This window comes from Agathobacter ruminis (assembly GCF_002735305.1).
In the GTDB taxonomy this organism is placed as follows: Bacteria; Bacillota; Clostridia; order Lachnospirales; family Lachnospiraceae; genus Roseburia; species Roseburia ruminis.
The window spans coordinates 1-12891 of record NZ_PDYG01000014.1 but is presented as its reverse complement, the minus strand read 5'-3'; the positions used below and the strand labels follow the sequence as shown (position 1 = coordinate 12891).

The following is a 12891-nucleotide window of genomic DNA, read 5'->3' as shown; positions in this document are numbered from 1 at the left end:
CTTTCTTACATTTACGCTTCTGCTTCAGCTGCTTTTATCATAATCGCGCATTCGATACGCTTCTTTTGCAACTCACATCCAAGATCGTAAGCATCTGTGATGCTTCCGTGGAAGTTATATGAATTTGCGGCACATCCGCCGCTGCAATAGAATCGTGCAAAGCACTTTTTGCATTTTTCTTTTGCATATACATTGCATCCCTTGAATTCGTCACGCAACTCTGTATTGGTCACACCGTCGCGGACATTTCCCATCAAAAACTTCTCGTTGCCGACGAACTGATGGCATGGATACAAATCACCCCATGGCGTTACCGCCAGATATTCCGTACCGGAACCGCATCCGGACAGGCGCTTGTAAACGCAAGGGCCTCCCTCGAGATCAATCATGAAGTGGAAGAAGTTAAAATCCTTCCCCTGCTTTTTGCGCTCCACCATCTCTGCCGCAAGTTTGTCATATTCGGCAAACAGCTTTGGCAGATCCTCTTCACGGAGTGCGTAATCGTCCGTCTCCTGTGCCACCACCGGCTCAACGGAAATCTGCTTGAATCCCAGATCTGCCAAATGAAGGACATCTTCGGAAAAATCGGTATTGAAATGTGTATAGGTTCCGCGCACATAATAGCGCTCCTGATTGCGGCTCTCCGCCAGATCCTGAAATTTCGGAACAATCAGGTCGTAGCTTCCTGCTCCCTTTCTGAACGGGCGCATGCGGTCATGGACTTCCTTTCTGCCATCGATGGAAAGAACGACATTGTCGCACTCGCGATTGGCAAATTCCTTGACCTCATCATTTAACAGCACACCGTTTGTCGTAAGCGTAAAACGGAAATGCTTGTCATATTTCTTTTCCTGCTCGCGTCCATAGGCAACCAGCTGCTTAACCACCTCAAAATTCAAAAGCGGCTCACCACCGAAGAAATCTACTTCCAGATTCTTGCGGTTGCCGGAGTTGGCAATGAGGAAATCCAATGCCTGACGGCCGGTCTCATAATCCATGATTGCACGGCGTCCATGATATTCGCCTTCCTCTGCGAAACAGTATTTGCATGCAAGATTACAGTCGTGTGCGATGTGCAGGCAAAGTGCCTTGACAACGGTATTGCGACTCTTGTAATCCACGATGCGGTTCTCGTAGATATCTACGCTAAACAATGCCAAATCCGAAATCAGCGAACAGATTTCCTCGATTGCTTCTTTGGTCTCACCCTCTGCCTCACGGACAAAGGATGCGGATTTCAATAATTCAATTGTCTTTGCAGCAGCTGCGTTGCTTGCTGCTGTGCCCGACTCCACAAGACCTGCGGATTCTGCGGCCTGCTTTGCGGCTGCGATGATCTCGTCTTCGTGTGAAGTCAGATATGCATCCATTTCGGCGATCAGCGAATAAGTCGGCTCATCCACCACATGGATTGCTCCACTGTTTACATCCAGGACAATATTATAGCCATTATTCTGATACTGATGAATCACTACAATATTCCTCTCTCTCTATCATGATATACATATGTGATATTCATATGCGCGACAAAACGACCGTTCGCGAAGCGCGCGGTCGTCTTGGCTATTTGAGCTTTTCAGTTGTTTTATTTGCTGTGTTCACAAGTCTGGTTTCCAACTGTGCAAGAAGTCTTGCATGCAGACTGGCAGGATGTCTGGCACTCACCGCATCCACCCTTCTGAACGGTATTCTGTAATTTCTTTGTATTCAAAGTCTTAATGTGCTTCATTTTTTTCTCCTTTTTCTTTCCGGATCCACCGGACCCAATATTGTTTCGATTATAGCATGAAACCCCAAATATATCAAGGTTTATAGCTCACAATTGTTGACTGTTCTTGGGAACGGAATGACATCACGAATGTTGCCCATTCCGGTCAGATACATCACGCAGCGCTCGAAGCCGAGACCGAATCCGGCATGTCTTGCTGAACCGTATTTGCGCAGGTCCAGATAGAATCCATAATCCTCTTCGTTCAGTCCGAGTTCTTTCATGCGGGCAGACAGTTTCTCGTAGTCATCCTCACGCTGGGATCCACCGATGATTTCGCCGATTCCCGGTACGAGACAGTCAACTGCTGCAACGGTCTTGCCGTCCTCATTGAGCTTCATGTAGAAGGCCTTGATGTCCTTCGGATAGTCGGTTACAAATACCGGACGCTTGTATACTTCCTCTGTCAGATAACGTTCATGCTCGGTCTGCAGGTCGCATCCCCATGATACCTTGTAATCAAATTTGTCATTGTTCTTGGACAGAATATCGATGGCCTCGGTGTAGGTCACGCGTGCGAAGTCGTTCTCTACGACATTATGCAGTCTGTCAAGCAGTCCCTTGTCTACGAAGTTGTTGAAGAATGCCATCTCTTCCGGTGCATTCTCAAGTACATAAGTGATGATATATTTGAGCATGCTCTCAGCAAGCATCATATCATCCTCAAGGTCAGCAAATGCGATTTCCGGCTCGATCATCCAGAACTCAGCAGCATGTCTGGTAGTATTGGAGTTCTCTGCACGGAAAGTAGGTCCGAATGTATAAATGTTTTTGAATGCCATCGCATAGGTCTCACCGTTCAACTGTCCGGATACGGTCAGGTTGGTTGGTTTGTTGAAGAAATCCTGTGCGAAGTCTACTTTTCCGTCCTCGGTCTTTGGCACATTGTTGAGATCCAATGTGGTAACCTGGAACATTTCTCCTGCTCCCTCAGCATCAGAGCTGGTGATGAGTGGAGTATGTACATACACGAAATCTCTCTCCTGAAAGAATTTGTGAATCGCATAGGCACAAAGAGAACGAACGCGGAATACGGCCTCGAAGGTGTTGGTTCTCGGACGCAGGTGCGAAATGGTTCTCAAATATTCAAAAGTATGACGTTTCTTCTGAAGTGGATAATCCGGTGTGGAAGCGCCTTCGATGATGACTTCCTTTGCCTGAATCTCAAACGGTTGCTTTGCCTCCGGAGTCGGAACAAGCTCACCCGTGACGATCAGAGCAGCACCGACATTCACCTTGGAAACCTCTTCATAATTGTCAATTCCGTCTGCATAAACCACCTGAATCGGCTCAAAGAAGGTACCGTCATTGACTACGATAAATCCGAAATTCTTTGAATTACGATTACTTCTCACCCATCCTCCGATGGTGATTGTCTTGTTTGCATACTGGTCTCTGTTGCGGAATATTTCGCGAATGTCTGTTAATTCCATAGTCTCTCCTCTCTCGGCTTAAGCCTGTTCTTTGATATTTGCGTTCTTTACAACCAGATCAATCGCGGTATTGATCAGATATAAACGCTCAATATATACTCTTCCTTCGTCGGTATTGCCGTTTCCGAAGGAATTGTACAAATCTTCTTCACTGCTGAATCCGTAATTCTGTACGGAACTGTCAATATACTTCTGTAAAGATTCGTCCTCGACCTTTAATCCTTCTTCATGAGCCACCTTCTCGAAAATCAATTCGGTCTTGATGGTATCGGTCATCAGGCTCTTCCATTCCTCTTTTGCCTGATCAAGTGACATATTATAAGTCTTTGTCAGATAATCATCGAGGTCCTTGTAGTCTGAAGTCACATTTTTCTTTTCAAACTGTGCAATATATTCATTCAAACGAAGTTCGAGATATTCTTCCGGTACTTCCACTGTAGAATGATCGATCATGTATTTCTTTACCAGCGTTACCACTTCGGAATTTTTCTGATAGTCCATATACTGCTGAGTATAATTCTTGGCATAATCCTTTAACTCATCTACGGTTGAAACCCCGTAAGCATCCTTGAAATTCTTTTCTACAATTTCATCGGTCAGATTATCTTTTGTAAGCTTGTCCATCGTATAAATGCCATGGATTACGAATTCAAACTGTGTTTCCTTGCCGGCGAGATCCGGATTGTTGGTATACGGATCCGGGAATGTCACATCGCTGGTCACGGTGGTGCCAACCTTTGCGCCCACGAGACCGTCCGTAAAGCCCGGAATATAACCATTGTCATCGCTGACATATACATACTGGTTCTGTGCGGCACCTCTGTCAAAGGCCTCTCCGTCCAGATATCCGGTATAGTCAACCAGCACATAGTCGCCCTTTTCGATGGTATCGCGGTCTGTCACCTCTTTATAATTGCCGCTGGCCTGTGCCAGAATTGCGTCAAGATTGGCATTGATTTTCTCATCGGTCACTGCATAATCCTGAGTCAGCTGAATGTCGAATTTCTTGTAATCAGCCAGCTTGGTCACGAGCTTATCGGTATCAAGTTCATACTGTCCGCTGCGCTTCTGCGCGGTTTCTTTGCCCTGTGACTCGGTATCGCTGTCCTTGCCGCCACATGCAGTCATGGACAACACCATTGTTGCGATCAATGCTGTCGCAATGAATCTCTTTTTCATCATCAATACTTCCTTTCACTTATGACAAAAAGGCCCGGTTAGCCGCGCCTTTTGCCGATTCCCAATATATTTATTTCTTTTTTTTGCTTGAAGTTTTCTTTTCCGCTGCAGCCTGCTCGCTCATCTTTTTGTATTTCTCACTGAGCTTCTGGCGGAAGCTTTTCTTGCCCTGTGGTTTCTCGATGGCACCGCGGACACCCTTAACCGCAGTGATATAAAGTCCGCTCACAGTTGCTTTTACTTCCTTGCGCACCGGAATCATATCATAAATTGCCTGGTCGGCAATCAAAGACATCATGTTCGGACCAACCTTTGCTTTTACGATTGGAAGCTTCGAACGCTTCATCACCCAGTTGGCATTCTGCATCACAATTGGCGGAAGTCCCGCATCTTTCAGACGCAGTTTCTTTTTGTCAATAATCAGCATGGTTACCTGCTGTGCTGCTGCATCGAGCTGTTCTTTTTGCTCTGCCTGTCTCTTCTCTAATCTCTTTCCCCAGAAATATAATGCTACTACTACAGCAATCAAAACAATGATTACGATGAGCATTATGATCATCCATGGTTTCATGGCCATGTCCTCCTTCACTCACGATAGAAAATATTCTATCAAAATATATTCCAAAATGCAATGTAAATTAAGGCCTAGACAAATCTACTTTCTTGTCATCCGTCGCTTCAATTGCAATATGACAGTCCGCCACAAATTCATTGTTGATTTCAAGTGCATAATCAATCTCTGCCGTAATTCTGTTTGCCTCCTCTTTGACTGCCACACGCGTTGCGTCAATCCCGATCAGCAGACTGCCGAACGGTGTGTAATAATAGGTCGCATTCTTTTTGCCCTGCTCAAAAACCATATGTACGGAAGTGACTCCGTTTTTGAACAATTCCATATATCCTTCCTTGATTTTGATGCGGTTTTTGGTGGTCTCATCAAACCCTTCCGTCACCTCGTCATAAAGGAAATAATGCTTCCCGTTGCGCTCGTAATAGGTCGCAGGAGAAATGGTCTCGATCGTGTCGGAATCGTTGCCCGCCATCTGAAGACCACTGATTTTTAATAAAATATCATTTGTCATTTGTTGCTCACTTATTCCTTTTGTTATTGATTCTGGCGCTCAATAATCTCTTTTACCGCAACTTCCTGGTTGGCCACATGGACATGAATATATCCGGTCGCCATCTCCACATTATGCTCAGCAAGCGCCTGCACGATTTCTTCATGCTCTTTGATCAGTACCGGATAGACTTCCGGATTCTTGAGATATTCCACACGATAACGGTAGAGCTGCTCGCGCAAATTGTTGAGCAGCGCCATCAGTTTCGGATTGTCGGCAGCTTCATAAACCACATCATGGAATTCCACATCACATTCCGCAAGCCGCTTCACATCTCCGCTCGCGGCAAGCTTCTCGAACTTAATCGCACTGTCTCGCAGTTTTTGAATCTGCTCATCATTGATTTTCTGACATGCGATGCGCACCGCCAGGTCCTCAAGTGCTTCGCGGATCTGCAGGACATCTTCCATGTCTTTTAAGGTCATATGCGCCACTTCCGCGCCTTTGCGCGGTACCGTAATCGCGAGACCTTCCTGCTCAAGCATACGGATTGCTTCGCGAATCGGGGTTCGGCTGACACCGAGTTTCAATGCGAGCTGCTGCTCCATCAAACGCTCCCCCGGCTTGAGATCTTCTTTTAAAATTGCTTCCCTCAATGTATGAAAGACTACATCCCGCAGCGGGAGATAGGCATCCATATTTAATTTCAAATCGTCTGTCATTTCGTTCTCCGTTTCTGTCAGTTGTTAAAAATCTTTGTTACATATACGGCCTTTGCAAGTCCGGCCGCCTTGATGGCAGCTTTCGCCTTGCGCGCCTGTCCCGCATTTGTAAATATGCCAAAGACGGTCGGTCCGCTTCCGCTCATCATGCTTCCGACAGCTCCGTATTCCATCATTTTGTCTTTGATGGTGCCGATGACCGGATATTCCGGAATCGTCACATCCTGCAGGACATTTCCCATATCTGCGCAGATGGCTTCGAGGTCGCCGCGGCGAATGTCCTCCACCTGCTTTTTGATATCCGGATGCTTCATATCCGCATCCAGTTTTAAATGCTCATATACCCATTTGGTGGATACCGAAATAGGTGGCTTTGCAATCACAACAGAGCACTCCACCATCGGATCAAGCACCGTCAGTTTCTCCCCGATGCCTTCCGCCAGAGCCGTACCGCGCAAAATGCAATATGGTACATCCGCTCCAAGACGCGCTCCGCGCTCCATCAGTTCCTCTTTGCTCAAATGCAATTGAAACAAACGATTCATGCCATACAATGCAGCTGCGCAGTCACTGCTACCGCCTGCCAGACCGGCTGCCACCGGAATTCTTTTTTGCAGGCTCACGCGCACACCTTCTTTGATTTGAAATTCCTCACGCAACATCGCAATCGCACGATATACCAGATTATCCTGATTCACCGGCACAAAATTCCAGTTCGTACGAATGGTAATCTCCGGCTCGTCTGTCTTTTCCATTGTCAGATCATCATACAGATCGATTGTCTGCATAATCATAGATACTTCATGGTATCCATCCTCACGCCTGCGCAACACATCCAGACCAAGGTTGATCTTTGCAAGCGCCTTTAGTGATATCTGTTCCATGTTATATATCCCCTGTCTATTATAGTTAGTACCAACTAATTTGTACAGATTTTTTCATGTTTGCACTTTGTATACAATTTATACAAAGTGTATCTTATCAGATTCTGCCCGAATAGTAAACCTTTTTGTATTTTTTCAGATACAATTCCACCGTTTTCACGCACAAAAAAAGAGATCGCAGTTTCTGCAATCTCTTCTTTACACTTTGCTGTTTGATTTCCGACCATTGTGCCTAAGCCTGTACCGCCTCCATGGTCGGATCTGTTTCTGTGCTGTTCATGGATTTCTTCCACTCTTCGAATTTTTTCTCAACCGCTTCATAAGTTCGCTGGCTGATATCCGGCAACTCACTTCCCCAGATTTTGGTTGCCTGTGAGAAGCCCTCTTTGAATGCGTTCAGCAGTGTATCTGCCTTTTCTACATTGCCACCTGACAATGTCTGTGCAAAATCAAAGATTCTTTGTGCGGTCTGCTCTACGCCCCAGTATCCGTCCTCGGAAATTGCTTCCTGTGCTTCCTTCTTTGCGGCTTCGGTTACGGTAAAATCGCCCTTCGCAAGGAATTTCCAGATACCATCCTCATCTCCGATTGAGAGGCTGTAGGTGCTGGACTGTTTGCCGAGTGCTTCACGCACCATGTTGATCAGGCTGTTCTTCTGTGCCTCTGCATCCGCCTGGAGTTGCTGTACAATCGCACTGCGGTCTGTTGCAGGTTTGTCAACCATATGAGCATCCTGCTTTTCAAGTCCTTCCTTTGACGGCGTATAGGTGGCAGCTTCTACAGAAAAATCGGATTTGCCGATTACAACCTGTTTTTCCTTTTCGCTTTGCGCTTTCGATGTCTGCTCTGTCTTCGCTCCACTTGCGGCAGCAACCGAACTCGTAAAGGCATTAATCGAATTAAGATTCATAACTGCGCCCTCCTTGGGTTAAAAAAGTGTCTTCCGTGACAAAGTTACTCTTATATACCTTTTATCGGTCTTTCCTTACCTTCACTTTATACCCTTGCGCAAAATTTTTCAATCAAAACTTAACAATTCTTCACTCTTTTTTGACAATTCGGCTGTTTTTTCGTCATCAGACATACAATTTCCGTTTTTTTAAGGATGAAAAAAGACCTATGTAATACATAGGTCTATCGGATTGCGATTTAGTTGTCAAGGAAACGCATACGCTCTTTGGTGCGCTCCTTCTTCTTTGGAGCTTCTACCTTTGGCTTGTCAATTGCGCTCATGAGTGTATTGGTAAGATTTGCCTTACACTCGTCGCAGTATCTTCCGGTCTTGATGAGCTTACCGCACTTCTCGCACTCGATTCCATCAAGAGATCCTTCTGCAAATACGAGACGCTCTTCGCGTACCCACTGCTTAATCTGCTTTGTGCTGACATCATTTTCCTTGGATACTTCATTCATAGATGCGTTTGGATGCTCATTGAGGTATTCCTTTACTTCCTGGAATTTGTCCTCAAGTTCCTTTACGCAAGCCGGGCAAAGCTTCTCATTGCTCAACTGATTAAACAATCTGCCACAACCTCTACAATTTGTTACGTTCATGTGATTCCTCCTACGCTCCCTTCCCGATGCAGATGCTCAGGAAAAAGATTTTATCAAATCCAGCCTGTTTCAGCGCACGCGCCAGACTGTCGGCTGTTGCACCTGTGGTGAAAATATCATCAACTACTAGTGCTATCTTCCCACATTCTACCATGTTTATTTCTATCTGAAAAGCATTTTTTAAATTATTATATCTTTCTTCTTTTGTTAAAGTCTTTAATGCAGGCGTGTCAACAATGCGCAAAATTCCTTTTGACAGAACCGGCAGACGACGATTGCATTTCCGCTCAAATGCTCTTGACAGTGCCTTTGCAAACACCTGCGCCTGGTTGTATCCTCTGGCTTTCTGTTTTTTGCGATACATCGGCACGGGAATAATACAGTCGATTGCATTTTTGTCTATCCAATCGCCATAGCGTCGGACGGCCTCTGCCGCAAACGCGCGGGCATACTCCCGCTTGTTTGCATATTTGAAGCGATACATAGTCTCCTTAATCTCATCCTGATAAAGATAAATGGCCTTTCCCTGTTCATAGGGCGGTTTCCGGCGCCGACAGGACGGACACAGTTCCTGCCCGTGCGATACAGGCCTGCCACAGGCAGCGCATGCGCTTCCGACCGGCTGCAGACGCATTTTGCACGCAGGATGCAATTCTTTTTCCCATGGTTCGAGAATGTCATCGCATAGAAAGCAACGGCGCGGATAGAGAATATCCGCGCCGAACTGAATCAAATCATTCATCTTCCGGTTCATCTTTTGCCCAACCATATGCATATTTGACCGCTTTGTTCCATCCTTTGCGTTTCGCCTTTCGGTCTTCCTCGCTCATATTTGGTGTAAAGACACGATCGAGCTGCTGGTTCTTGACCACCTCTTCTTTGTTGGCCCAGACCCCGACAGCAAGTCCTGCAAGATAAGCCGCACCAAGTGCGGTGGATTCCACACAGGCCGGACGATTGACCGGTGCATTAAGCATATCTGCCTGGAATTGCATCAGGAAATTGTTCGCACTCGCGCCACCGTCCACACGCAGAGCTCTGATATCGATACCCGCATCAGCTTTCATCGCATCAATGACATCGCAGACCTGAAGGGCAATGGATTCGAGTGTTGCACGAATAATATGATTCTTGTTGGTGCCGCGGGTGATTCCAACGATGGTTCCACGTGCATATTGATCCCAGTGCGGTGCACCAAGTCCTGTAAATGCAGGAACCACGTAACATCCATGTGTGCCTTTGACCTTGGTCGCCATATATTCCGAATCTGCTGCAGAATCAATCAGACGCATTCCATCACGTAGCCACTGAATAGATGCTCCCGCCACAAAGATAGAACCTTCAAGTGCATAATTGACTTTTCCATCCAGCCCCCATGCAATGGTCGTAACCAGACCGTTGTCGGAAAATACCGGTTTCTCACCTGTGTTCATCAGCAGGAAGCAGCCTGTACCGTAAGTATTCTTGGCTTCCCCCTCATTGAAACAGGTCTGTCCAAACAATGCAGCCTGCTGGTCGCCTGCCGCTCCTGCAATCGGAATCGGGGCACCGAAGAGTGTCTTTTCCGTATGGCCGTAGATATAGCTGGACGGCTTTACTTCCGGCAGAATGCTTCGCGGAATATTGAGTTCATCGAGAATCTCATCATCCCAGTCAAGGGTATTGATATTGAAAAGCATCGTACGGCTTGCATTGGAGTAGTCTGTCACATGTACTTGTCCCATTGTCAGCTTCCAAATAAGCCAGGTGTCGACGGTTCCAAAGAGCAGCTTGCCTTCATCCGCGAGCGCTCTTGCGCCTTCAACATTGTCCAGAATCCATTTGATCTTGGTCGCAGAGAAATAAGCATCAATCTTTAATCCGGTCTTTGCACGAATGCTCTCGGACAGGCCTTTTGCCATCAATGCATCTGCAATATCCGATGTGCGGCGGCACTGCCACACAATTGCGTGATAGACCGGCTCTCCGGTCTCTTTGTTCCACATGATGACTGTCTCACGCTGATTCGTAATACCGATTGCCGCGATGTCCTCAGCCTTTGCGGAAATCATGCTCATTGCCTCGATTGCCACACCGAATTGCGTGGACCAGATTTCGTTTGCATCATGCTCTACCCAGCCCGGATTCGGGAAATACTGCTTGAATTCCTTCTGTGCCATGGAACAGATCGTTCCATTCTGATCAAACAGAATACATCTGTTTGAAGTGGTGCCGGCATCAAGTGCCATAATATATTTTGCCATGTAATCCTCCCCTGTAAGAAAATAAAAAAGCGGGCATAACTTCAAAAGAAGCTTGCGCTTCTATCTCCATCATCTCCACTCTCTTCTCACGCCTTTATTTAATTTCTTATCTGCATTCAATTATAGCACTTGACGATTATATAGAAAACCTCGAAAAGATTTTTCTACATAATCGTCAAAAATTTTTAAAAATTATTATGCACTATTTTTGTGAATGGGTTTGTTCCCACTGTCTGCGCTCGCTGATTTCATTTTCGAAGGACTCCGGATTCTTTAAATAATAGTCCTGATGATATTCTTCCGCCGGATAGAAGTTTTTAAACGCCTCTAGCGCAACTGCTGCCTTCTTTCCCTGTGGATGATGTAGCGCGTCAATTGCCTTTTGTGCAATGGCCTTTTCGTCCTCGTTTTGATAATAGATGGCCAAAGTATAGGAAAAGCCCCGGTCCATGTACTGTCCGCCCTCATCAAATGGATCCACATTCGCCAGATAGATTTCCACCAGCTTTGCGTAATCCACCTTTTCGCTATCATAGGTGACTGCGATGGTTTCGCGGTGTCCTGTGCGCTGTGCTTTTACATCCTCATACTTAGGATCAGCCTCTTCCCCGCCGGAATATCCGCTGACGACCTCCGTCGCACCATAAATTTTAAATACAGGTGTGATGCACCAAAAGCATCCGCCTGCAAAATATGCATGTTTTTCTGCCATTTTTATTTCCAATTCCTCGTATTTGTTTTTTTATCTATTTACTTATCACGCTTGGCTATTTCCCTTGCGGTGTATGAAGGTTTTGCACTCGACCGACTGAAATATACCCATCAACAACTGCTCTAAAGTCTGTGCCTTTTGCTGCATCCTCGTGGTAAGTCGCATCAACAGTGAGGATCCATTTGTCATTTCCGTTTGGTTCCATCTTGTATCTGTCAATATAAAAAGCATTCGTTGCCATCACACGATTTCGAAGGATGCCTTTGTATTCGGAAATAGGACAGGATGGAAAATTGATATTGATGATTTCGTTATACTGTAAGGATTCTGTCTCGATTTCTTCGAGTGTTTCTGCAATCATATTTTCCAGATATTGGTCTGTAACCTCATGGAATTCAGATGCGCCTTCCGAAAATGCCACCGCGGCTGTTCCTGCAGTTGCAGCTTCTAAAGCTGCGCCGATGGTTGCGGAATATTGCACATCCGAACCGCAATTGTATCCGTAATTGATGCCGGAAAATACCACATCCGCTTTCCCTTCCACAACGTTCAGCAGGCCGAATCGTACACAATCCGCAGGTGTTCCGCTTGTTGCATAGGCGTGCACGCCCTCCACCGGAAAATCCACTTTTTCTAAATCCATAGGCTCGTGCAACGTGATGCGATGGGACATTGCGCTACACTGATGCTTCGGTGCCACTACCCATACTTCTCCGAATTTCGTCGCAGCCTGCGCCAGGCGTACAATTCCATCACTTGTGATTCCGTCATCATTTGTGATTAAAATATTTCTTTTTTTCAAGAGAATAAACCCTTCCTCTGATTTTATCTCAGCTACGCTGACGCAAATCTTATTCTGATTTTAGATTCTTAAGCTCTGCTTCTGCATTTAAGATGGTCTGCATCACATCATAATCGTATGGTTCATCGTTCTTATGATCGTTGTAATATGCGCGTCCAAGCTCTGCGTAAAGCATCTTTAAATCATATTCTTTTGTTTTTACATCGATTTTGTTTTTTGCAGCGCCGGCAATTTCCTTTGTGGCAGAAACCGCTGTGCGTCCTGCAGAAATGATCATATCTTCTATCTTCTCATAATTTGACATAGTTTTTCCTCCTACAGCTATTATCCCCACTCCCCCTCCTCTTGTCAACACACCGCCTCCCCTCGCGCCCCTTCCCACGCCCCGGTTCTTCTCCTCGCCGCCTCCAGCTCCACCACCCTCTGCCATGCCTCACACGATAGGCGCGGAAGCTTAGATTCTCCAAAGCCGTACAAGCTTCAAGAGGTTGTACTTTCACCGATTTTGCACTTCGACAAACTGTCTTTTCGTC

Annotated in this window: 15 protein-coding genes; all 15 read right to left on the bottom strand. The window is 46.1% G+C overall.

Annotated elements, in window-relative coordinates; genetic code table 11:
* Nucleotides 1-11 precede the first annotated feature (11 nt).
* The 15 genes from scfB to CSX02_RS03880 all read right to left on the bottom strand — a co-directional run bounded on the left by scfB (nt 12) and on the right by CSX02_RS03880 (nt 12662).
* On the bottom strand, nt 12-1472 hold the full coding sequence (gene scfB, locus CSX02_RS03955) for a thioether cross-link-forming SCIFF peptide maturase (RefSeq protein ID WP_099385717.1): 1461 nt from the start codon (nt 1470-1472) through the stop codon (nt 12-14).
* Nucleotides 1473-1585: 113 nt separating this feature from the next.
* Nucleotides 1586-1729: a six-cysteine ranthipeptide SCIFF gene (gene scfA, locus CSX02_RS03950; protein ID WP_081826712.1), complete on the bottom strand. Its 144-nt coding sequence runs from the start codon at nt 1727-1729 to the stop codon at nt 1586-1588.
* An 80-nt stretch (nt 1730-1809) separates the two neighbouring features.
* Entirely contained in the window at nt 1810-3201 is a 1392-nt protein-coding gene (gene asnS / locus CSX02_RS03945; protein ID WP_099385716.1) for an asparagine--tRNA ligase, read from the bottom strand.
* A gap of 18 nt (nt 3202-3219) precedes the next feature.
* On the bottom strand, nt 3220-4383 hold the full coding sequence (locus tag CSX02_RS03940) for an FKBP-type peptidyl-prolyl cis-trans isomerase (protein ID WP_099385715.1): 1164 nt from the start codon (nt 4381-4383) through the stop codon (nt 3220-3222).
* A 67-nt stretch (nt 4384-4450) separates the two neighbouring features.
* Nucleotides 4451-4951 (bottom strand): hypothetical protein, encoded by a 501-nt coding sequence (locus CSX02_RS03935; RefSeq protein WP_099385714.1) that lies wholly within the window; start codon nt 4949-4951, stop codon nt 4451-4453.
* 67 nt (nt 4952-5018) lie between these two features.
* Complete coding sequence (locus CSX02_RS03930; RefSeq protein ID WP_034219319.1) at nt 5019-5462, bottom strand: DUF1934 domain-containing protein; 444 nt, start codon at nt 5460-5462, stop codon at nt 5019-5021.
* A gap of 23 nt (nt 5463-5485) precedes the next feature.
* Complete coding sequence (locus tag CSX02_RS03925; protein ID WP_099385713.1) at nt 5486-6163, bottom strand: GntR family transcriptional regulator; 678 nt, start codon at nt 6161-6163, stop codon at nt 5486-5488.
* 17 nt (nt 6164-6180) lie between these two features.
* Nucleotides 6181-7047 (bottom strand): 4-(cytidine 5'-diphospho)-2-C-methyl-D-erythritol kinase, encoded by an 867-nt coding sequence (gene ispE / locus CSX02_RS03920; RefSeq protein ID WP_031544511.1) that lies wholly within the window; start codon nt 7045-7047, stop codon nt 6181-6183.
* 232 nt (nt 7048-7279) lie between these two features.
* Nucleotides 7280-7957 (bottom strand): hypothetical protein, encoded by a 678-nt coding sequence (locus CSX02_RS03910; protein WP_099385711.1) that lies wholly within the window; start codon nt 7955-7957, stop codon nt 7280-7282.
* A gap of 239 nt (nt 7958-8196) precedes the next feature.
* Entirely contained in the window at nt 8197-8601 is a 405-nt protein-coding gene (locus tag CSX02_RS03905; RefSeq protein ID WP_031544507.1) for a flagellar protein, read from the bottom strand.
* Nucleotides 8602-8611: 10 nt separating this feature from the next.
* Nucleotides 8612-9370 (bottom strand): ComF family protein, encoded by a 759-nt coding sequence (locus tag CSX02_RS03900; protein WP_207653746.1) that lies wholly within the window; start codon nt 9368-9370, stop codon nt 8612-8614.
* Nucleotides 9336-10844 (bottom strand): glycerol kinase GlpK, encoded by a 1509-nt coding sequence (gene glpK, locus CSX02_RS03895; protein ID WP_031544502.1) that lies wholly within the window; start codon nt 10842-10844, stop codon nt 9336-9338. Before glpK ends, CSX02_RS03900 begins: the two co-directional genes overlap by 35 nt.
* Before the next feature lie 202 nt (nt 10845-11046).
* Entirely contained in the window at nt 11047-11556 is a 510-nt protein-coding gene (msrA, locus tag CSX02_RS03890) for a peptide-methionine (S)-S-oxide reductase MsrA (RefSeq protein WP_099385709.1), read from the bottom strand.
* Between the two features lie 55 nt (nt 11557-11611).
* Entirely contained in the window at nt 11612-12358 is a 747-nt protein-coding gene (surE, locus tag CSX02_RS03885; protein WP_242970412.1) for a 5'/3'-nucleotidase SurE, read from the bottom strand.
* A 49-nt stretch (nt 12359-12407) separates the two neighbouring features.
* Nucleotides 12408-12662: a hypothetical protein gene (locus CSX02_RS03880; RefSeq protein ID WP_051637958.1), complete on the bottom strand. Its 255-nt coding sequence runs from the start codon at nt 12660-12662 to the stop codon at nt 12408-12410.
* Nucleotides 12663-12891 lie beyond the last annotated feature (229 nt).

Bases quoted from the DNA above. Each gene is read 5' to 3' on its own strand.
- scfA (WP_081826712.1), bottom strand. From the start codon at position 1,729: ATGAAGCACATTAAGACTTTGAATACAAAGAAATTACAGAATACCGTT.
- asnS (WP_099385716.1), bottom strand. From the start codon at position 3,201: ATGGAATTAACAGACATTCGCGAAATATTCCGCAACAGAGACCAGTAT.
- CSX02_RS03940 (WP_099385715.1), bottom strand. From the start codon at position 4,383: ATGATGAAAAAGAGATTCATTGCGACAGCATTGATCGCAACAATGGTG.
- CSX02_RS03935 (WP_099385714.1), bottom strand. From the start codon at position 4,951: ATGAAACCATGGATGATCATAATGCTCATCGTAATCATTGTTTTGATT.
- CSX02_RS03930 (WP_034219319.1), bottom strand. From the start codon at position 5,462: ATGACAAATGATATTTTATTAAAAATCAGTGGTCTTCAGATGGCGGGC.
- CSX02_RS03925 (WP_099385713.1), bottom strand. From the start codon at position 6,163: ATGACAGACGATTTGAAATTAAATATGGATGCCTATCTCCCGCTGCGG.
- ispE (WP_031544511.1), bottom strand. From the start codon at position 7,047: ATGGAACAGATATCACTAAAGGCGCTTGCAAAGATCAACCTTGGTCTG.
- CSX02_RS03910 (WP_099385711.1), bottom strand. From the start codon at position 7,957: ATGAATCTTAATTCGATTAATGCCTTTACGAGTTCGGTTGCTGCCGCA.
- CSX02_RS03905 (WP_031544507.1), bottom strand. From the start codon at position 8,601: ATGAACGTAACAAATTGTAGAGGTTGTGGCAGATTGTTTAATCAGTTG.
- CSX02_RS03900 (WP_207653746.1), bottom strand. From the start codon at position 9,370: ATGGTTGGGCAAAAGATGAACCGGAAGATGAATGATTTGATTCAGTTC.
- glpK (WP_031544502.1), bottom strand. From the start codon at position 10,844: ATGGCAAAATATATTATGGCACTTGATGCCGGCACCACTTCAAACAGA.
- msrA (WP_099385709.1), bottom strand. From the start codon at position 11,556: ATGGCAGAAAAACATGCATATTTTGCAGGCGGATGCTTTTGGTGCATC.
- CSX02_RS03880 (WP_051637958.1), bottom strand. From the start codon at position 12,662: ATGTCAAATTATGAGAAGATAGAAGATATGATCATTTCTGCAGGACGC.